Origin of the sequence: Natronomonas marina, assembly GCF_024298905.1 — an archaeon.
Lineage (GTDB): Archaea > Halobacteriota > Halobacteria > Halobacteriales > Haloarculaceae > Natronomonas > Natronomonas marina.
Genome location: NZ_CP101154.1, coordinates 3,387,550 through 3,406,537, shown reverse-complemented (window position 1 = coordinate 3,406,537; position 18,988 = coordinate 3,387,550). Strand labels below are relative to the sequence as shown.

The following is an 18,988-nucleotide window of genomic DNA, read 5'->3' as shown; positions in this document are numbered from 1 at the left end:
CAGCGAGAAATACCCTCGGATTCCGCGAGCGACGAGCCGCATACCCGTCTCTCGAAAACCTCAGTCCGCCGAAACCGCGCAGTTGTTCGGGCCGAGTTCCATCTCGAAGGCAGTGGCCTCGTCCACGGACTCCCGTCCGAGGTTGACGGCGGCGATGGTCTCGAAGTTGGCCGGCGGGTCGTCCATCGAGGCGACGACGCGCTCGACGAAGGCCTCGCGGTCGGTCGAGAACGCCGACAGCCGCTCCCGTAGGTCGCCGAGCCGTGCGGTGTGAGTACCGCCCTCGCCCGCCCGCCCCGGCGGGACGTGGCCGGGCGCGACCACCGTCCGGTCCGGCAGGTCGGCCAGCCGCTCGGTCAGCGTCGCGTGCAGCGTCCGCGCCAACTCGGGCGCCGCGTCGTCGCCTTTCTGGAGGTCGGGCCGCGGCGCGCCGTCGAGGAACAGCGAGTCGCCCGACAGCAGCAGGTCGTCGACCCGCAGCGACACCGCGCCGGTGGTGTGGCCGGGCGTGGCCAGCACCTCGACCGCGACGTCGCCGACCTCGATTCCGTCGCCGTCGGCAACCGTTTCGACGCCGCCGTCCATCCCGCGCTCGGCGGCGCCCGCCGAGACGAGCGCGGTCGCGCCGGTCGATTCCGCGAGCCCTCGGAGGCCGCTGAAGTGGTCGGCGTGGACGTGCGTGTCGAGGACGTACTCGACGGTCGCGCCCGACTCGCGGGCGTCCGCGGCGTAGCGGTCGGCGAACGCTCGCAGGGGGTCGACGACGAGGGTCTCGCCGGCCGACTCGACGAGGTAGGCCAGACAGCCGCTCGCCGGCCGGCGGTACTGGTGGACGGTCGCGTCAGTGGCGTCGGCGGCGATCCGGCCGTGGCGGTAGACCCGCGCCCACCCCTCCATGCCGCCGGCGAGGTTGACGGCGTCGACGCCCGCCGCCGCAAGCATCGCTGCGACCTCGGCGCTGGCCTCCCCCTCCGGGCAGACGACCACGTAGCCGTCGTCCTCGACGAGCGAGGCGGGGTCGCCGGTCGCGTTCTCGCTCAGGAACTTCACGTAGGGGACGTGAGTTATCTCGACGCCCGGTCCCTCGACGTGCCAGGCGTCGATCTCGTCGCGGTTGCGGGTGTCGAGGACGGCGACGTCCTCGCCGGCCTCGATGCGGTCGGCCAGCGTCTCGGGCGCAATCTCGTCGGCCGCTGCCGCGTCGGGAGCCATGCACGGCGGTTGGATCTGCGGCGTAATAAGCCGCTGCCCCGCCGACAGAGTTGTGTGGCCCGCGGCCGCAGTCGGCGTATGGACGGCGCCGACTTCCTCGAGACGGTCCGGGAATCGAACGCGACCGCACTCGAACGACTCGGCTCCGAGAAGGCGCTCGTCGCGGTCACCGACGCCGCCCTCGACCGCGAGCGCGTCCTCGAGACGGCCGCGGCCGCCGAGGCCCGGGCGGTGGCGACCTTCGAGGCGTGGACCGACGACGAGGCCGACGACCGCGCCCGCGAGGCGTTCCGGGAGGTCGCGGCCAGCGAGCGGGACCACTACGACCGGGTGTGTGCCCTCGGCGACGTCGCGGCGCCGGACCCGCCGGCCGACGCCCTCCACGCCTACCTCCGGGAACTCGACGACACCGTCGAGCGGGCCGCAGCGGGGCTGGTCGCGCGCCCGCTCGTCGCCTCGCGGACGCTGCTGCAGGTCATCAGCTTCTTCATCAACGAGAGCGAGGCCGGGGCGGCCGACGTCTTCCGCGAGTTGCGGGCCGAGACCGACGAGGGGGTCGAGGCGGGGGCCGCCGTCGTCGCCGGCGTCTGCGACGATGCCGACCGCGAGCGGGCCGAGACGGCCGCCGGCCGCGCCATCGAGGCCGCCTACGGCGAGTACGTCGACAGCCTCGAGGGGCTGGGTATCGACCCCAAGCCCGTCTGCTGACGACAGACGGCCCCTCGCTGCGGTTCCCGTCACGCGCACCAACCCGCGGTACGCTTCTTAGGGTTCGTCCGCAACGACCGCGCATGGACCTCCCGGAGGGCGATGTCGACGCCTTCGAGTGTGAGACCTGCGGGAACGTCGGCCTCGGTGACGGCCGACTCGCCTGCTGTGGGTCGGCGATGTCCCGCGTCGACGTCGACGCTGCGGTCGAGGAGCCCTCGCTGGAGGACCTGCTCCGGGCGGTCTTCGACATGTCCGACGCCGAACTCGACATCTGTCTCTGCGTCATGGAGGGCGGCGACCAGACGGTCCGACAGCTAGCCGAACGGACCGACTACGACCGCAGCGTCGCCGCCCGCCATCTCAACCACCTCGTCGAACTCGGCGTCCTCCGGAAGCGCCGCCGCCTGCTCAGGGAGGGCGGTCACGTCTACGTCTACGCCCCGAAATCGCCCGAGACGGTTCGTCGAAGCTTCAAACGGCAGTTCCTCGTCTGGCTCGCCGGTGCGACCGGCCAGCTCGAGGAACTCCGCCGCGAGAAGGTCGAGGGCATCCTGGAGACCGACGCCGAGGACACCCAGTGGCAGCTCTACCACGAGGAGTGAGGGCGCGTCCGGACGTCGACGCCGATTGGCGGTTCCGTCGCCGCCGGTGTGCGTTTCCCGACGACGAACTTGCCGTCAGAACCGTTGGCTCCTCGACGGACCGACCGACGACGCGTCCGTACATCGGCGGAGACCGGGAGCCGAAACGTGATGTACGTCGGCCGTCTACTCCGGCGTAGGTCGATGCTGGTCCTGTACCAATCGGAGGGATGTCCGTACTGTAAGAAGGTTCGCGAAACGATGTCCGACCTCGGTCTGTCGTTCGTCGCCCACAACCCGCGTCTGCCGGGCGACGAAGGCGGTGACGTGACGAACGAGGTTACGCACGCCGAACTCACGGCCGGCGGCGACGACCAGATTCCGTATCTCGTCGATACCGACCGCGGTGTGACGATGTACGAGAGCGACGACATCGTCGACTACCTCGAAACGCATTACGAGTAACGACCCCGGGGACGTACCGCCGACGGACGTCCCGTCCGGCGCCGTCGGTCGATGGACGGGCGCCGCGACCGTCCCGTATTTCGGCGGCTACTGGTCAGAACCGGCCCTCGACGCCCGCGTAGACGCCGCCGAGGACGACCCCGTAGACGGCGTGCCACAGCAGCGACGGCGGCGCGAAGTTGGGCAACGGCGGGTTCGCCGGCGACCCGACCGCGCCCAGCCAGGCGGGCATCACGAGCGCCGCGAGCACGGCCCAGGTGACGACGCCCCAGACGGCGCCGACGCCGACCTGTTTGCCGGTCGAGTCGAGGTCCGCGGCACCGACGATGCCGGCGAAGACGACGCCGAGCACCGCGCCGTGGGAGACGTGGACGACGAGCCCCGCGGCCGCGTTCTGCGGCGGCGCCAGCCCGTACAGCGACGGGATGGCGACCCCGACGGTCGGGGGGTTCATCACGACGACGAGCGCGCCCATGACGGCCGCGCCGACGATACCTCCGAGGACGCCGGCCTGCCAGCTTCCGCTCGCCGGGCCGGTCGGTCGTGCGTTCTCTGTCGTGGTCGACATGCAACCGGGGCAACGACCGGGAAATATAAACTGGGGACGAGGCTGTGGCGCGACCGCCGACAACGGGGAAAGACTTATGTACGGCAGCCGGTCGGGCGGAATTTCCCGCGGACGGCGCCCGAATCTACAGCCGCCGGACGGTCTCCAGCGTCTCGGCGGCCTCGCGTGCGGCGGCGAAGAAGTCCCGCTTGCGGCCGACGTCGCGGGTCTCCTCGGCCCGCCGGGTCAGGTTGGTTATCTCGCGGACCAGCGCGGCCTCGGCGTCGGCGAGGTCGCGGCGCTCGCCGGCGTCGCCCGGCTCCTCGCGTCGGGCCGGCGGGTCGACCCTGGCGGGCCGGCGCTCGCGGGCCGGCGCGGGGCGGGTCTCCTCGCGGGGCTCGCGCCGTTCCGGCTCGCGGGGTTCGTCGGCGGTCGGCTCCTCGGCCGCTTTCTCGTCGGTGGGGTCGGAGGCCGGCGTCGAGTCGGCTGCCGCATCGGGACTCGCATCGTCGGCGCCGGGGTCGGTCTCGACGGTCTCGCCGTTGGCCGCGGGGTCGGCGGTCGTCCCGGCGTCGGCGGTGCCGGCGTCGGCTTCGGCGTCCGCGCCGGTGCCGTCGGCGCCGGCCTCGCCGGCCAACTCGCCGTCCTCGGTGACCTCGCGCTGGCAGGTCGGGCAGAACGCCGTCCCCTCGTAGGTGAACACCGGCGAGTGACACTCCGGGCAGTGGCGGTTCGTCATCGTCGCGCCCTGCAGGAGGAGTTCGCTCATCCGCTCGGAGGCCTCTCGCTTGGCCTGGTCGCGCTCGTACTGCTCGCGCAGTTTCTCGCGTTCGGCTTCGCGGTCGAAGTCGTCGCTCATACGCGTCACAACGCGGCTGTGCCGGAAAAGGACTGCGCTACCCGGACTCGTGGTCGTGGAGCGTCCGCATCCGTTCGGGCAGGTTGATTCCGCGGGCGCGGTACCGACGGACCCGGAGCCGGAAGACGACCCATCCGAGACAGAGCCACGCGAAGACGGCGCCGGCGACCCGCGGTAGCCGCGTGCCGAGTGCGAGCCACAGGAGGATCGCCGAGCAGACGCTCCCGACGGCCGTGACGCGCAGCACCGGCATCGGGAGCCGGTACAGCGAGTGCTCGTAGCGCTGCGGGAAGAGCCTCGGGAGGTTCCACAGCGCCAGTCCGCCGACGAAGACGGCAAAGAGGATTGCCAGAGACAGCGCGACCGAGAGCACGACCGGCGACGGGGTGAACGGGACGAGGACGAGCGGCGGCACGCCGAGCAGCAGCACCGCGCGGTGCGGGGTGTCGAAGCGGTCGTTGAGGTCGGCGAGCCCGGAGGGGACGACGTCGTCGCGGCCGGCGCGCATGATGGTCCGGGAGTAGCTGGCGAACGTGGTGTTCACCGAGGTGAGCGAGCCGAGCAACGCCGAGACGGCGACCAGGGCGACGAGCGGTTCGGGGAGGAAGTCGCCGGCGACGGCGGCGACGGCGGCGTCGAGGTCGCCGACGCCCTGCCAGCCGGCGACGCCGACGAACACCGCGAGCAGCGCGACCATGAGCGTCAGCCCGACGAGCGCCGAGATGGCGAGCACGCGGGGGATGTTCTTCGCGGGGTTCTCTATCTCCTCGCCGATCTCGATGACCATGCTGAAGCCCCGCAACGGGAAGTGCAGCGCGACGACGGCGACGACGAACGGGCCCAGGCCCTCGGGGAAGGTCGGGGTGAAGTTACCGGGGTCGGCCGTGAGCGCGCCCGGGACGATGAAAGCGAGCATGCCGGCGACCAGGACGGCGACCATGCCGAGCTGGAGCCACGCGACGAGTCGGATGCCGAGGAGGTTGACCACCAGAAACGTCGCGAGGATCGCGTACATCATCGTCTCCATCGGGAGCTGGAGGAAGTAGCCGGCGTAGTCGGCGAACCCGTGGGCGGTAAAGAGGAGTCCGGCCCAGACGCCGGGCACGACGACCCACGGCGTCGCAAATCCCCAGAAGGGCGCGACGAGCCGGGAGCCGTAGACGTAGGTCCCGCCGGCGACCGGGATGGCGCCGCCGAGCTGGAGGACGGTGAGGAGGCTGAAGACCAGCGGGACGCCGGCCACGAGCATCGCCAGCACGACGCTCGGGCCGGCGTCGGCGGTCAGCGGCGCCGCGAGCACGAAGATGGCGATGCCGATAACGTTGCCGACGACCAGTCCCGTCCCGCCGACGAGGCCGACGCGGCGGTCGATGACGCCGTAGTCCGTCTCGGCTCCCATGGCGGCGTGTCGGCCAACCGGCCCGTAATCGTACCGCCCCGACTCTCCGGTTCTTTTTGTCCCGTGACAGCACGGAACACGGCCCGAGGTGTTTTGCCGGCGGCGGCCGCGTATCGACTATGGACGACCTGTACGACGCGGTCGGGACGTGGTGTTCGCTCGGCGACCCCGCAGTCGCCGAGATAGCGGCCGGCGGCGACGTCGACTTCGCCGTCGTCGACACCGAACACGCGCCGCTCGGCCTGGAGACGGTCGCCGACTGCCTGCGTGCGGTCGCCGCGCGGGACTGCCGGTCGGTCGTCCGGGTCCCCTGGAACGATCCGGTCCGCATCAAGCGCCTGCTGGACCTCGGGCCCGACGGCCTGCTGGTGCCGATGGTCGACGACGCCGCGGCGGCCCGCGAGGCCGTCGCGGCCACCCGGTACCCGCCCGAGGGCGTCCGCGGCGTCGCGGCCGCCAGGGCCGCCGACTACGGGCGGGACTTCGAGTCCTACGTCGCCGACGGCCACCGCGACCTGTCGGTCGTCGTCCAGATAGAGCGCGAGGCGGCCGTCGAGAACGCCGCCGACATCGCCGCCGTCGACGGCGTCGACGCGCTGTTCGTCGGGCCGGCCGACCTCTCGACGTCGCTCGGTTGCTTCCCGGACTTCGGGGCGCCCGAGTTCGTCGCCGCCGTCGAGGCGGTGCTGTCGGCGGGCGAGACGGCCGGCGTCCCAGTCGGCACGCTCGGCACCACGCCCGAGGGGATACGCTCGCTGGGGTCGCTCGGGATCGACTTCCTCGTCGCCGGCGCCGACTTCACGCACCTCGTCGAGGGGCAGCGACGCGCCGTCGGGACCGCCGAGGACGTCCTCTAGAAGTCGGCGTAGACGGTGCCGTCCTCCGAGAGCGTGACGACGCCGTCGAAGAGCGCCTGGAACTCGGTGACCGCCTCCTCGTCGTGGACCTCCGCCGAGAGGTGGAAGAGACCGACGGCGTCGTACTCGGCGAGCAGGTCGAGTATCTCCTCGACGGCCTCCATCGCCCGCTCCTCGTCGGCGTAGTAGGCCATCTCGGTGATGGAGTCGAGGCTGACCCGCCGCTTGCCCTCGTTGTCGGCGAGGAACTCCCTCGTTATGTCGACGATGCCGGCCAGGTCGTCCGGCGAGGAGACGTAGTGGACGTGATCGGACGGTCGCCGGGAGTAGCCCCGCTCGACGGAGAGCGTGTCGAGGATGTCGGCCTTCGTCTCGTCGACGTCGTAGTACTCCAGTTTCTGCTGGACCTCCCGGGCCGTCGTCCGCGTCGAGATGACGAGCAGGTGGTCGGTGTCGGACTTCAGGAAGTCGGTGTCGATTCGGTCCGTCTCGCCCGTCGACGGGTGGACCAGCAGAACCCCCGTCCCGCCAGGTACGGTGTCGGGTGCGTTCTCGATGGCGAGTTCGTAGTCCATACCGAGGTACGGGGCCGGGGCCATCTTAAATCATTGTCAGGCGCGCCCGCCCTAGAACACCGAGTCGGCCGTCGCGGCGCCGACGACGCTGAAGACCGCGCCGATGCCGACCGCCTTCGCGGTGACGACGGCGGTCCGTCGAGGCGGGAGGTCGGCGAGGAAGGTTCCGGGCGCGTCGAACGCGACCGCCAGGACCAGGACCGCACCGTAGGAGACGAGCATCAGCGAGGCGAACCTGGCGGGAACGCCGGCGAGTTCGAAGTCGTCCTCGGGGTCCCGGTCGGCCGCCTTGTACAGCGCCGCGTAGCCGATGGTGAACACGATGGCGACCGTCAAAAGCGCCTGATAGACGTTCATGCTCTCGGCGAGCACCCACACCTCCTCGGTGACGACGAACGGGCCGGCCAGCAGGAACCCGCCGACGACCTGCTGGGCGGAGTCGGCCAACCGGAAGCGACGGTGCGGGCGGAACCGGGCCATGCCGGACCGAGCACGGCCGCGACCATAACGTCTGTTCTCCGCGTTGGTTCGTGGCGGTTAACCCGCCGCGCGTCGAACCGCCGGCATGAGCGTCCGAGCCGAGTTCGACGCCTGGGCCGCCGACGGCCGGGACCGCGGGATGGAAGAGCGCCACTGGCACACCGCGAAACACGCCCTCGCGCGGATGCCCGTCGAGACCGGCGACACCGTCCTCGATCTGGGCTGTGGCAGCGGCTACGCCGCCCGCGCGCTCCGGGAGGCCGACGGGGCCGCCCGCGCCTACGGCCTCGACGGCGCCCCCGAGATGGTCGAAAACGCCCGGAGCTACACCGACGACCCACGCGTCGCCTACGTCGTCGGGGACTTCCAGTCGCTGCCGTTCGCCGACGACAGCGTCGACCACGCCTTCTCGATGGAGGCCTTCTACTACGCCCCCGACCCGGTCGGCGCCCTCGAGGAACTCCGGCGGGTGCTCCGGCCCGGCGGGACGTTCTACTGTGCGGTCAACTACTTCGAGGAGAACGTTCACACCCACGAGTGGCAGGAGAACATCGACATCGAGATGACGCTGTGGGACTACGAGGACTACCGCGAGGCCTTCAGGGCGGCCGGCTTCGTCGTCGCCGAACAGGACACCATCCCGGACCGCGAGACGGAGATTCCGCCGGCGAGCGAGTTCCCGACCGACGACTGGGAGTCCCGCGAGGACATGGTCGAGCGCTACCGGGAGTTCGGGACGCTGCTGACCGCCGGGGTCGTGCCCTAACCCTCGTACCGCTCGCCGGCCGGAATCGCAATCTCCAGCCAGTTCTCCCGCGGCGGTAGCGGGCACTCGTAGGCGTCGCTGTACGCACAGAAGGGGCTGTACGCGAGGTTGAAGTCCAGCGGCACCTCCGCGCCGTCCTCCAGGTTCCCGTCGTGGTGCAGTTCCATGTACCGGCCGCCGGGGTAGGTCTGCTGGCCGGTCGTCTTGTCCCGGAACGGGACGAACAGCGACCCGCCGTCGTGGTCGACGCGCTGGTAGGCGACGAGCGTCGCCTCCGTCGCCTCGCCGGACGCGTCGGGCACCTCGAAGGAGAGGCGAGTGGCCCGGTGGTACAGCTGTTCGCCCTCGGTCGACGTCTCCATCGTCACCGTCTCGTCGCTGTCGACGGTCTCGACCGTCGCCTCGACCCGGTAGTCGGGGTCCGGCTCGAAGTAGTCCAGTCCGTCGAACTCCGCTCGCTCGTCTGGCGGCAGCGGCGACTGCCGGGACTCGGCGAACTGCTCGTCCTTCTGGTCGCGGTAGGACCGCAGTTCCGTCCGCCAGGCGTCGGTGTCGAACTCCATACCCGGTACGTGGTGGTTCGGCCCCATAAGCCGCCCGGCGGGCGCCGCCGTCGGCTTCCCGTTCGACACGTCTTTAGGCGAAGGCGCGTCACCTCCGGACGTGTCCGCCGACCCCGACTGGCGCCCCATCTTCGGCCACGACGAGCCCTACGACGAGCAGGTCGACGGCATCGAGACCGCAATCGAGACGGCCCGCAATTCGGGCTTCCTGGCCCTGGAGGGCGCCTGCGGGACTGGCAAGACGATGCTGGCGCTGACCGCCGGCATCGACCTCGTCCGGGACCCGGATTCGGACTTCGAGCGCGTGTTCGTCCTCACGAGCGTCAAACAGCAACTGCGGCAGTTCGAGGAGGACCTCCGGACCATCAACGCGAACCTGCCGGACGACTGGCGGCCCGTCTCGGCGATGACGCTCGTCGGGAAGGCCGACGTCTGCCCGTACAACCTCGCCGGCGCCGGCGACATCGACGACGGCAACGTCTACGAGCGCTGCGAGGGGCTCCGCGAGCGGACCCGGGCGCTGACCGAGGGGACGACCGCCGACTCGCTCGCGGCCGAGGCGCGCAGCCAGCAGGTCGGCCTCGCCGACTCCGGCGCCCGCGAGGGCGGCGGCGCGACCTACCTCGAGGCCGCCGGCGAGCCGACCCCCTATCCGCCCGAGACGCCCGAGGGCGGCGACGGCGACGTCGAGTACTGCCCCTTCTACGCGGGGTTCCTCGCGGACCTGCCCGAGGACGGCGACCCCTCGGAGGCCGTCCCCTTCGACCCGACGGACGTGGGTCTCGTCGAACCCGAGGACCTCGTCCGGCTGTCGGCGAGTCACGGCTCCTGTCCGCACTCGGTGATGGGCGCGCTGCTGCCGAAACTGGAGGTGCTCGTCGGCAACTACTACCACGCCTTCGACCCGACGACGGTGCAGTCCTTCACCGGCGCCCTCGTCGACGAGGAGACGTTCGTCGTCTGCGACGAGGCGCACATGCTCGAACCGCGCGTCCGGGAACTGGTCGGCGACGATGTCTCCGACCGGGCGCTTTCGGACGCCGGCGCGGAACTGTCGCGGGTCATCCAGCCGCTGGCGGCGATGGAGGAGGCGGGCCAGGACGCCCGTCACGGCCGCGACGCGAAGGAAGCGGCCGCGACGATTCGGGAGGAACTGGACGAGACGGACGTGACGCTCGGGGAGTTGCGCGACACCCGCCGGTTCCTCTCGGCGCTTGAGGAGGAACTCGATCGCCGCGTGACCGACCACCTCGACGCCGAACGGCCGGGCTGGCGGCGGAACCTCCCGGACCTCGAGGACGACGAGATACCGCTCCGGGACCCGGAGGAACCGGGCGTCGACGAACTGACGGCGTGGGCCGAGCGCAACGGCTTCGACGCGAAGGTCTGGACCCGGAGCGAGACGGTCTGTGCCGTCGTCGCCCGCGTGCTGAACACCCTCGAGGAGGAGGACACCCGCCGGGCGGCCCCGGCGGTCGGCCGGACGCTTTCGACGTGGTACCGGGCCGACCACACGGACTTCTTCCGGGAGATACGGCTGGAGCGAACCATCGACGAGAGCCGGCCGGCCGAGTCGTGGCGACGGGCCTACGTCGCCCGCTACTCGCTGCACAACTGCCTGCCGGCCGGCGCCATCGGCGAGCGCCTCGGCGAGTTCGGCGGCGGCGTCCTGATGAGCGCGACGCTGGAACCGCTGGACGTCTTCGCGGAGGTGACCGGTCTCCGGCACCTCGAGTCGGAGGCCGACCGGCCGGTCGTCGAGCGGACCTACGGTCTGGAGTTCCCCGAGTCCAACCGCGCCTCGATGGCGCTGTCGACGCCGAAGTTCACCTACGCTAACCGCGGCAATCCCGGCGAGGACACCGAGACCCGCCACGCCCACGCCCGCGCCATCCGGCAGGTGGCGGCCGCGCCCGGCAACGTCCTCGTCGGGATGCCCTCCTATCGGGAGGCGGAGTGGGCCGCCTCGGTTCTCGACGACTGCGACAAGGAGGTGCTCGTCGACGCCTCGACGGACGACGTGGCGACCGAGCGCCTCAAGCGGGCGTTCTTCGACGGCGACCCGAAGGTGCTCGTCACCAGCCTCCGCGGGACGCTGACGGAGGGCGTCGACTACCGGGGCGACCGCCTCTCGGCGGCCATCGTCTGCGGCGTCCCCATCATCAACACCGCGAGTCCCCGCACGCGGGCGGTCCGGACGGCCTACGACCGCGCCTTCGGCGACGGCTTCCGGTCCGCGCTGGCGGTGCCGGCCGTCCGGAAGGCCAGACAGGCCGTCGGGCGCGTCATCCGCGGGCCCGACGAGCGGGGCGTCCGGGTGCTGTGCGACGAGCGCTACGCCCGCGAGTCGTGGGACAGCGTCCGCGAGTTGCTCGGCGAGGCCGAGCGCGAGGAGTTCGACGCCGTCAGCACCGACATGTTCGAGTTCGCCCTCGAGCGGTTCTGGGACGACTCAGGGTAGGACCCACGCGTCGTCGGGGTCGAAGCCGACCGTCACCTCGTCGATCTCCGGTGGATTGTCGAGCGCGACGACGAGGCGGCGGCCCTCCCACGCGAGGTGGACGCGGGTGGTCTCGCCGAGGAACTCGCTGTCGAGGACGTCGGCGGTGATGCGGTTCTCGCCGGCGTCGCGCCGGAAGGCGGCCGGGCGGACGCAGAACGTCAGACGGCCGTCGGACGGCATCTCCACCGGAGAGAGGCGGAAATCGTGACCCTGCACCCGGACCGACGACCCCTCCGTTTCACCTCCAGGTCCCGACCCGTCGACCACCTCGGCGTCGAAGACGTTGTTCTCGCCGAGGAACTCCGCGACGAACCGGCTCTCGGGGCGGCGGTACAGGTCGCGGGGGCGGCCGACCTGCTCGAGTCGGCCGTCCGAGAGGACCGCCACGCGGTCGGAGACGGCCAGCGCCTCCGCCTGGTCGTGGGTGACGTACACCGTCGTGACGCCGAGGTCCTGCTGTATCTCGCGGACGTCCCGCCGGAGCCGTTCCCGGAGACGGGCGTCCAGCGCGCTCATCGGTTCGTCGAGCAGCAGGAGGTCGGGGTCGGGCGCCAGCGCCCGCGCCAGCGCGACCCGCTGTTGCTGGCCGCCCGATAGTTCGGTCGGATTGCGGTCGCCCATCCCCGGGAGGTCGACGAGTTCGAGGAGTTCGGCGACCCGCTCGTCCGTCGAGAGACCGCCGGGTGGGTCGGAAAACCGGAGCCCGTAGCCAACGTTCTCGGCGACCGTCATGTGGGGGAAGAGGGCGTAGCTCTGGAAGACCAGGCCGACGCCGCGGTCCTCCGGCGGCACGCCCGCCATCGACTCGGCGTCGAAGCGGATGGCGCCCTCCGTGGGGGCCTCGAAGCCGGCAAGCAGCCGCAGCGTCGTGGTCTTGCCGCACCCCGAGGGGCCGACGAGCGTGAAGAACTCGCCGTCCTCGACGGTCGCGGTGAGGTCCGACACCGCCGTCGTCGGGCCGTAGCGCTTCGAGACGGCGTCCAGCGTCACTCGCATCGGCGTGGCCTCCGGGTCGTCATCGGGCGAAGCCTCCGTACCCGCCGACGCGTTCGATGACCACGAAACTGACGCTCGTCACGACCAGGAGTACCGTCCCCATCGCGGCCGCGGGCCCGAGCGGCCGGGCCGAGAGGTACCGCTCGACGGCGACCGGCATCGTGTAGGCGTCGCTGCCCTCCACGAGGACGACCGTCGAGTTGAACTCGCCGATGCTGATGGCGAAGGCGAAGGCAGCGCCGGCGGCGACGGCGGGGGCGACCAGCGGCAACTCGACGTCCACGAGCGCGCGGGTCCGGGAGGCGCCGAGGCTGCGGGTGGTCTCGACGAGGCGGTCGTCCATCGAGGACAGTGCCGGCGCGACGGTCCGAACGACGAACGGGTAGGCACCGACCGCGTGGGCGGCGACGACGGCGACGGCGCCGGTCACCTGCACGCGGCGGCCGAGCACCTCGACGCCGAAGACGACCGTCTGCAGCAGGCCGAACCCGACGACGACGCCGGAGACGGCGAAGGGCAACATTGCGAGCGTCCCGACGACCCGCGCCGACGGGGTGTCGCGGGCCGTCGCCAGCGCGACGACGACGCCCATCGGGACGGCGACGGCCAGCGTCCCGACCGCAAAGACGAGCGAGTTGCGGATGGCGACGTCCGACTGCGTTCCGACCGCGACGTCCCGGCGAGCGAGGAGGAACTCGTACCACTGGAGGGTGAACTCGCCGCCGAGGTTCGTCACGCTCGCGAGCAGCATCGAGGCGATCGGACCCAGGAAGACGACCGCGATGCCGACGCCGTAGAGGCCGACCGCGAACGCCTCGAGCGGGTGGACCGCGGACAGCCGCCGGCGGACCCGTGGTGCGACGCTCCGGGTCGCCGCCTGCGCGGTCTCGTAGTGGAGGTACGCGTAGGTCAGTCCCAGCGTCACGACGGCCTCCAGCACCGCGAGTGCGGCCGCCTCCTGGAGCCGGAGTCGCGTGATGCGGTCGTAGAGCCACACCTCGACGGTGGCCAGCTCCAGCCCGCCCAGCGCGAGCACGATCGGGAAGGACATGAACGTGAAGATGAACACGAGCAGCGCGCTCGTGAGGACGGCCGGCGCGAGCTGTGGCGCGACGACGTCGGCGAACGCCCGGCGCGGCGACGCGCCGAGGCTGCGGGCGGTTTCGACCGTCCGGGCGTCGACGCCCTCCCAGGCGGCCGCCACGATCCGCGTCACGAGCGGCGCGTTGTAGAAGGCGTGCGCCAGGACGATGATCCGCAGCGTGAACATGAGCTCGAGTTTCGGGAGGCCGAGCGCGGCCAGCGCCCGATTGAGCGGCCCGTTGGTCCCGAACATCGCGGCGAAGCCGATCGCGACCATGATGGACGGCAGCACGAACGGGACCAGCGTCACGGACTGCAGCGTCCGCCGGCCGGGGAACTCGAAGCGCGCCAGCAGGTACGCGCCCGGCAGGCCGAGCGCGAGGCTCAGAAGCGTCGACAGGATCGCCTGGTAGATCGTAAAGCCGAACAGGTCGTGGTAGAAGGGGTCCGCGAGGACGTCCACGAGCGGCGACAGCGACGGGCGGCCGTCGACGACGACGCCCTCGACGAGGACGCTCGCAACCGGGTAGTACAGCATGACGACGAGCAGCGCGGTCGTCGCGAACCCGGCGACGAGAAACGGGAGTTCGACCCGCCGGAGCCAATCCATCGGTCAGCCGGCGATCTGGCGGGCCCAGTCCTCGATCCACCCCTCGAGGTTGCCGGTCAGTTCCTCGTAGGTGAACGTCACCGGCTCGGGCGGGACCTTGGCGAACCGTTCGAACTCCTCGTCGAGGGCGGCGTCGTCGACGGCGGGGAACTGGACGTTCCGCATCGCGATCTCGCCTTGGGCCTCGCTGGTGAGCACGAACTCCATGAAGTCGGCGGCCGCCTCGGGATCGCCGGCGTCGGCGAACCGGGCCATCCCCTCGGGGTTGGCGTAGCCCTGGTCGTTGAGGAAGCCGATCTGGTGTCGCGTCGTGTCGCCGTAGTACACCTGGTCCGTCGAGTACGAGACGACCATCGGCGCCTCGCCGTTGCGGTAGGCGCCGTTGTAGGCGGCGTCCCAGGAGCCGAGGATGCGAACCTCGTTTTCCTGCAGGTCCGCCCAGTAGTCGAGGTAGCCGTCCTCGCCGAACTCGTGGATCGTCCACAGCAGGAACGCCCGCCCCGGATCGGACTGCTGGGCGTTCTGGGTGATGAGGTCGCCGCGGTTCCGCTCGGCGGTGAGGTCCGCGAACGTCTCGGGTTCGACCTCGCTCTCGTCGTAGACGAGACTGATGTAGCCGGTGTCGTAGGGGACCGCGCGGCCGTCGGGATCGAACCGGAGCTCCTCGAGCACCCGGTCGCCGCCCTCGAGGTCGCCATCGATGCTGTCGAACAGCGCTTCGTCGAGCTGTTCGTCCAGCCGGATGAGTTCGTCGACGTTGAGGCCGACGTAGAGGTCCGCGTCGATGTCGGCGCCCTGCCTGGCGCGCTGGATGTACTGGTTGATGCCGCTCTCGGGCACCTGGAACTCGACGGTCACGTCGTCGTCACGCCGGGACTCGAAGGCCTGTTTGAGCCACGGCCCGGCCGGTTCGTTCCCGTCCACGAAGGACTCGTAGGTGGCGACGGTCACCACCCCGTCCCCCGAGGTGCCCTGGTTCCCCAGACAGCCCGCCGTCGCGGCGACGCCGGCCCCGAGGCCGGCGACGAACGTGCGTCGTCTCATTACTCGGTGGTATCTCTCCGTGTACTTAAGCGACCCGTTACGGGCGGGAAACGGTTTTGTCGCCGGGCTGAAAACGGGGCGCGCATGGCATCGCTTCGACAACGGCGCTACGTCCTGGCCGGGTTACTCGCCGCCGTCGGCCTCCTGACGGCGGCGGTGCTCTGGGACGTCCTCGAGGTCGTCTTCTTCGCCGTCACCGTGGCGTACGTGCTCTACCCTCTCCGCCAGCGGCTGGTCGGCCGCGGCGTCCCCGTCCGGGTGGCGAGCGCCCTCGTCACGACGACGGCCTTCCTCGTCGTCGTGGCTCTGCTTGCGCCCATCGGCTGGGCACTGTTCCGCCGCCGGGGCGACCTCGTGGCGCTGCTGCGGAACCTCCCCGACACCCTCCCCATCGAGGTGGCTGGCTTCACCTACCCCGTCGACGTCGCCAGCCTCACCGACGCCGCGATCGTCGGCCTCCGGGCGTTCGCCCTGGACCTCGCGGCCAACGCCGTCTCCATCCTTCTGGAGCTTGCGATGTTCACCCTCGTCCTCTACGGGCTGTTGTTGCGGCCGGGTGCCGTCGGCAAGGCCACCTTCGAGATCACGCCGCCGGACTACCACGACGTCATCCGGGCGCTCAACGGGCGGGTCAGCGGCACGCTGTACGCGCTGTACGTCATCCAGGCGGCCACCGCCGTCCTGACCTTTCCCGTCGCCTTCGGCGTCTTCTTCGCGCTCGGCTACGACGACGCCTTCGTCCTGTCTGTCGTCGCGGCCATCCTGCAGTTCATCCCCGTTCTCGGGCCGGGCTTTCTCGCCGTCGGGCTGGCCGCAAGTGACCTGCTGGCCGGGCTCACACAGCGGGCCATCGCGGTCGGCATCCTCGGTCCCGTGATCATCGGGCTCGTGCCGGATCTGATCGTCCGGCCGCAGCTGGCCAGCCGGCAGGCGAAGCTCCCGGTCAGTCTCTACTTCGTCGGGTTCGTCGGCGGCGTCCTCACCGTCGGCATCATCGGCGTCATCGCCGGGCCGCTCGTCGTCGCGCTGCTGGTCGAGGTGGTGGAACTACTGAGCGGCGACGAGGCCGTCTCCCCGGAGTGAGCGGCTACCGCGTCTCCATCTCCCGTTCGAGTTCGCGGAGCCGCTCGATGCGCTTCTCCGTCGGCGGATGCGTCCGCGCCAGCCGGCCGATGAACCCCTTCGAGATGGGGATGATGAAGAAGGCGTTCATCTCTGCCTGCTCGCGGAGGTCCTCCTCGGGGACGCGGTCCATCCGCCCCGAGATGGTCACGAGCGCCGACGCCAGTGCCGAGGGCCGGCCGGTGATTGTCGCGGCCCCCCGGTCGGCGGCGAACTCCCGGTAGCGCGACAGCGCCCGGATGAGGAGGAACGAGACCACCCACACCACCAGCGAGACGAGGATGGCGACGAGGACCGGCGCCTGGTTTCGGTCGCGCCCGCCGAACAGCCACCCCCACCGGACGATGATGAACGCGATGGTCGACAGGAAGGAGGCGATGGTCATCACCGCCACGTCGCGGTTCTTGACGTGGGCGAGTTCGTGTGCGAGGACGCCCTCCAGTTCCGCGTCGTCGAGCGCCTCCAGGAGGCCGGTCGTCACGCAGACGACGGCGTTGTCGGGCGACCGCCCCGTCGCGAAGGCGTTCGGCGTCTTGCTGTCGGCGACCGCCACCCCCGGTTTCGGCAGGTCCGCCTGCTGGGCGAGTCGGCTCACCCGGTCGTGGAGGTCGGGGTACTCCGAGGGCTCGACGCGGCGCGCGCCCATCGACCGCAGCGCGAGTCGGTCGCTGAAGAAGTACTGCACCAGCGAGAAGGACCCCAGCAGGACGACCGGAATCAACAGGTTGTCGAAGTACAGCGTCAGCACGCCGACGAAGGCGACGTAGAGGCCGAACAGGAGGAACATCGTGAACGCCATGCGGAGGCGAAGCCCCCAGTCCGGTTGCCACTCCATGTACCGAATTGGGGTCGGACGTGCTTAAGCCCCTCGCGCGGTCAGTACCCGGCCACGGTCCCGTCCTTCCGTGGCTCGGTCGCCCCCGACAGCGTCCCGCCGCGGTCCCGGACCACCTGGGCGCCGCCGAACATCGACGGCGGCAGCACCTGCACGTCGTGGCCGCGCCGCAGGAGACCGTGCTGGACCTCGGTCGGCGTGCGGGCCTCGACGGCCAGCCGACCGTCCTCGCGGTAGCGCCACCGCGGGCGGTCCAGCGCCGCCTGCAACGACAGGTCGTCGTCGAGCATCCCCACCAGCGTCTGGAGGTGGCCCTGTGGCTGCATGTAGCCGCCCATGACGCCGAAGGCCGACCAGTCGTCGGCGCCGCGCCTCAGGACGCCGGGGATGAGCGTGTGGAACGGCCGCTTTCCGGGTTCGAGCCGGTTGGGGTGGTCGGCGTCCAGCGAGAAGGAGGCGCCGCGGTTCTGCAGCGCGATGCCGGTCGACCCGGCCACGAGACCGCTGCCGAACCCGGCGAAGCGGGAGTTGATGTAGGAGACGACGTTGCCCTCGCCGTCGGCGACACACAGCAGGACCGTGTCGGCGTCCTCGGGAACGTTCGGGTCCCGGGGGTCGGCGGGACCGTCTCCCGCACTATCCTCGGCGTTCGCGTCCGGGAGGCCGAAGGAGACGTCGGCCGCCTCCGGTCCGATGTCGGCGGCCCGCTTTGCCGCCCACTCCTCTGAGGCCAGGGGCGGCACCGACTCGAACTCGGGGTCGGTGATGTAGCGATGGCCGTCGTGGAAGGCGCGCTTCAGCGACTCGACGAGGTAGTGGGTCCGGGCCGCCGAACCGGCCGGGTGGTCCGCGGCGCCGACCTCGCGGGCGATATTCAGCGCCTCCAGGGCGACCAGCCCCTGGTTGTTCGGCGGCAACTCGTAGACGTCCGCGTCGCCGTACGTCGTCGAGACGGGGTCGGGGTACTCCACCTCGAAGTCCGCGAGGTCCTCGACGGTCAGGAAGCCGCCGGCAGCCTGGACCTCCTCGGCGATGGCCTCGCCGATGTGGCCCTCGTAGACGACGTCGGCGCCCGCCTCGGCGATGGCGGACAGTGACTCCCCGAGGTTCTCCAGGCGGACGGTCTCGCCCGGCCTCGGGGCGCGCTCGCCGTCGACGAGGTACGCCTCGCGGGCATGGTCGGCGTCGAACAGCGTCTCGGCCTGCCGCCAGGCGTCGGCGACCACCTCGCTTGCGGGGTAGCCCTCCGTGGCGTACTCGATTGCGGGGTCGAGCACGTCCGCGAGCGTCAGCCGACCGAACTCCTCGACGGTCGCCTCCCAGCCGCGGGCCGTGCCGGGGACGGTGACGGTGTGGGGACCGACCTCGGGCATCGTCGCCGCGGCCGGGTCGACGCCGCGCTCGTCGGCGACGGCCGTCCGGACCCGCTCGCGGGTGGCGGCCGCTGGCGCACCGCCGCAGGCCCGCATCGCGCCGACCTCGCCGTCGGCGTCCCGGTACAGCATGAAGACGTCGCCGCCCAGCCCCGTCGAGGTGGGTTCGACGACGTTCAGCGCCGCGGCGGTGGCGACGGCGGCGTCGAAGGCGTTGCCGCCCGACTGCAGCGTCCGGACGCCCGCCTGTGCCGCGAGCGGCTGGCTGGTCGCCACGGCGCCGTTCGGCGCGTGGACGGTCGACCGCCGGGACCCGAACTCGTCGACGGTGGCGTTCTCCATACCGTCGCTGGGGGCCGCGGGGACATAGGGGCGGCGACCGAGGTCGTCGCCGCGGTCGCGGTCCA

The 18,988-nt window shown here is 71.2% G+C and carries 19 protein-coding genes; 7 read left to right on the top strand and 12 right to left on the bottom strand.

Features of this window, described 5'->3' with window-relative positions:
* Window positions 1–60: 60 nt before the first annotated feature.
* Window positions 61–1,212, bottom strand: a complete 1,152-nt coding sequence (locus tag NLF94_RS17750) for an MBL fold metallo-hydrolase (protein ID WP_254838972.1) — start codon at window positions 1,210–1,212, stop codon at window positions 61–63.
* 78 nt (window positions 1,213–1,290) lie between these two features.
* Here NLF94_RS17750 and NLF94_RS17745 point away from each other — a divergent pair, with 78 nt between their 5' ends.
* From NLF94_RS17745 to NLF94_RS17730, 3 genes are all read left to right on the top strand, one after another.
* Window positions 1,291–1,920 (top strand): rubrerythrin family protein, encoded by a 630-nt coding sequence (locus tag NLF94_RS17745; RefSeq protein ID WP_254838971.1) that lies wholly within the window; start codon window positions 1,291–1,293, stop codon window positions 1,918–1,920.
* Between the two features lie 83 nt (window positions 1,921–2,003).
* Entirely contained in the window at window positions 2,004–2,525 is a 522-nt protein-coding gene (locus NLF94_RS17740; protein ID WP_254838970.1) for a MarR family transcriptional regulator, read from the top strand.
* Window positions 2,526–2,708: 183 nt separating this feature from the next.
* Window positions 2,709–2,969 (top strand): glutathione S-transferase N-terminal domain-containing protein, encoded by a 261-nt coding sequence (locus NLF94_RS17730; protein WP_256558653.1) that lies wholly within the window; start codon window positions 2,709–2,711, stop codon window positions 2,967–2,969.
* 94 nt (window positions 2,970–3,063) lie between these two features.
* Here the strand turns inward: NLF94_RS17730 and NLF94_RS17725 are convergent, their stop codons facing one another.
* From NLF94_RS17725 to NLF94_RS17715, 3 genes are all read right to left on the bottom strand, one after another.
* Entirely contained in the window at window positions 3,064–3,537 is a 474-nt protein-coding gene (locus NLF94_RS17725; protein WP_254838969.1) for a histidine kinase, read from the bottom strand.
* Window positions 3,538–3,661: 124 nt separating this feature from the next.
* Entirely contained in the window at window positions 3,662–4,375 is a 714-nt protein-coding gene (locus NLF94_RS17720; RefSeq protein ID WP_254838968.1) for an Sjogren's syndrome/scleroderma autoantigen 1 family protein, read from the bottom strand.
* Between the two features lie 37 nt (window positions 4,376–4,412).
* Entirely contained in the window at window positions 4,413–5,774 is a 1,362-nt protein-coding gene (locus NLF94_RS17715; protein ID WP_254838967.1) for an APC family permease, read from the bottom strand.
* Window positions 5,775–5,893: 119 nt separating this feature from the next.
* Between NLF94_RS17715 and NLF94_RS17710 the strand changes: the two genes are divergently transcribed.
* The gene (locus tag NLF94_RS17710; protein ID WP_254838966.1) at window positions 5,894–6,631 is read left to right on the top strand and encodes an HpcH/HpaI aldolase family protein; all 738 of its coding nucleotides are present in this window, start codon (window positions 5,894–5,896) and stop codon (window positions 6,629–6,631) included.
* Here NLF94_RS17710 and NLF94_RS17705 read toward each other — a convergent pair.
* Both NLF94_RS17705 and NLF94_RS17700 read right to left on the bottom strand, forming a co-directional pair.
* A complete protein-coding gene (locus NLF94_RS17705; RefSeq protein WP_254838965.1) occupies window positions 6,628–7,206 on the bottom strand; it encodes a DUF7090 family protein in 579 nt (192 codons plus the stop codon). The genes NLF94_RS17710 and NLF94_RS17705 overlap by 4 nt on opposite strands.
* Before the next feature lie 51 nt (window positions 7,207–7,257).
* Window positions 7,258–7,686 carry a DUF2391 family protein gene (locus NLF94_RS17700; RefSeq protein ID WP_254838964.1) on the bottom strand — a complete coding sequence of 143 codons (429 nt, stop codon included), beginning with the start codon at window positions 7,684–7,686 and terminating at the stop codon, window positions 7,258–7,260.
* Between the two features lie 85 nt (window positions 7,687–7,771).
* On the opposite strand from NLF94_RS17700, the gene NLF94_RS17695 reads away from it, so the two are divergent.
* Window positions 7,772–8,452 (top strand): class I SAM-dependent methyltransferase, encoded by a 681-nt coding sequence (locus NLF94_RS17695; RefSeq protein ID WP_254838963.1) that lies wholly within the window; start codon window positions 7,772–7,774, stop codon window positions 8,450–8,452.
* On the opposite strand, the gene NLF94_RS17690 is transcribed toward NLF94_RS17695, so the two are convergent.
* The gene (locus NLF94_RS17690; RefSeq protein WP_254838962.1) at window positions 8,449–9,015 is read right to left on the bottom strand and encodes a DUF1684 domain-containing protein; all 567 of its coding nucleotides are present in this window, start codon (window positions 9,013–9,015) and stop codon (window positions 8,449–8,451) included. The two genes, NLF94_RS17695 and NLF94_RS17690, sit on opposite strands and share 4 nt — an antisense overlap.
* Window positions 9,016–9,115: 100 nt before the next feature.
* Here NLF94_RS17690 and NLF94_RS17685 point away from each other — a divergent pair, with 100 nt between their 5' ends.
* Window positions 9,116–11,476, top strand: a complete 2,361-nt coding sequence (locus tag NLF94_RS17685) for an ATP-dependent DNA helicase (RefSeq protein WP_254838961.1) — start codon at window positions 9,116–9,118, stop codon at window positions 11,474–11,476.
* Here the strand turns inward: NLF94_RS17685 and NLF94_RS17680 are convergent.
* Genes NLF94_RS17680 through NLF94_RS17670 form a run of 3 tightly spaced genes read right to left on the bottom strand, consistent with a single transcriptional unit; the run spans window position 11,468 to window position 15,251 of the window.
* Window positions 11,468–12,514 (bottom strand): ABC transporter ATP-binding protein, encoded by a 1,047-nt coding sequence (locus tag NLF94_RS17680; RefSeq protein WP_254838960.1) that lies wholly within the window; start codon window positions 12,512–12,514, stop codon window positions 11,468–11,470. The genes NLF94_RS17685 and NLF94_RS17680 overlap by 9 nt on opposite strands.
* A 19-nt stretch (window positions 12,515–12,533) precedes the next feature.
* The gene (locus NLF94_RS17675; RefSeq protein WP_254838959.1) at window positions 12,534–14,207 is read right to left on the bottom strand and encodes an ABC transporter permease; all 1,674 of its coding nucleotides are present in this window, start codon (window positions 14,205–14,207) and stop codon (window positions 12,534–12,536) included.
* A gap of 3 nt (window positions 14,208–14,210) precedes the next feature.
* Entirely contained in the window at window positions 14,211–15,251 is a 1,041-nt protein-coding gene (locus NLF94_RS17670) for a thiamine ABC transporter substrate-binding protein (RefSeq protein WP_254838958.1), read from the bottom strand.
* 84 nt (window positions 15,252–15,335) lie between these two features.
* Here NLF94_RS17670 and NLF94_RS17665 point away from each other — a divergent pair, with 84 nt between their 5' ends.
* The gene (locus NLF94_RS17665) at window positions 15,336–16,334 is read left to right on the top strand and encodes an AI-2E family transporter (RefSeq protein WP_254838957.1); all 999 of its coding nucleotides are present in this window, start codon (window positions 15,336–15,338) and stop codon (window positions 16,332–16,334) included.
* Between the two features lie 4 nt (window positions 16,335–16,338).
* On the opposite strand, the gene htpX is transcribed toward NLF94_RS17665, so the two are convergent.
* Window positions 16,339–17,208: a zinc metalloprotease HtpX gene (gene htpX / locus NLF94_RS17660; protein ID WP_254838956.1), complete on the bottom strand. Its 870-nt coding sequence runs from the start codon at window positions 17,206–17,208 to the stop codon at window positions 16,339–16,341.
* 41 nt (window positions 17,209–17,249) lie between these two features.
* Complete coding sequence (locus NLF94_RS17655; RefSeq protein WP_254841444.1) at window positions 17,250–18,923, bottom strand: gamma-glutamyltransferase family protein; 1,674 nt, start codon at window positions 18,921–18,923, stop codon at window positions 17,250–17,252.
* Window positions 18,924–18,988 lie beyond the last annotated feature (65 nt).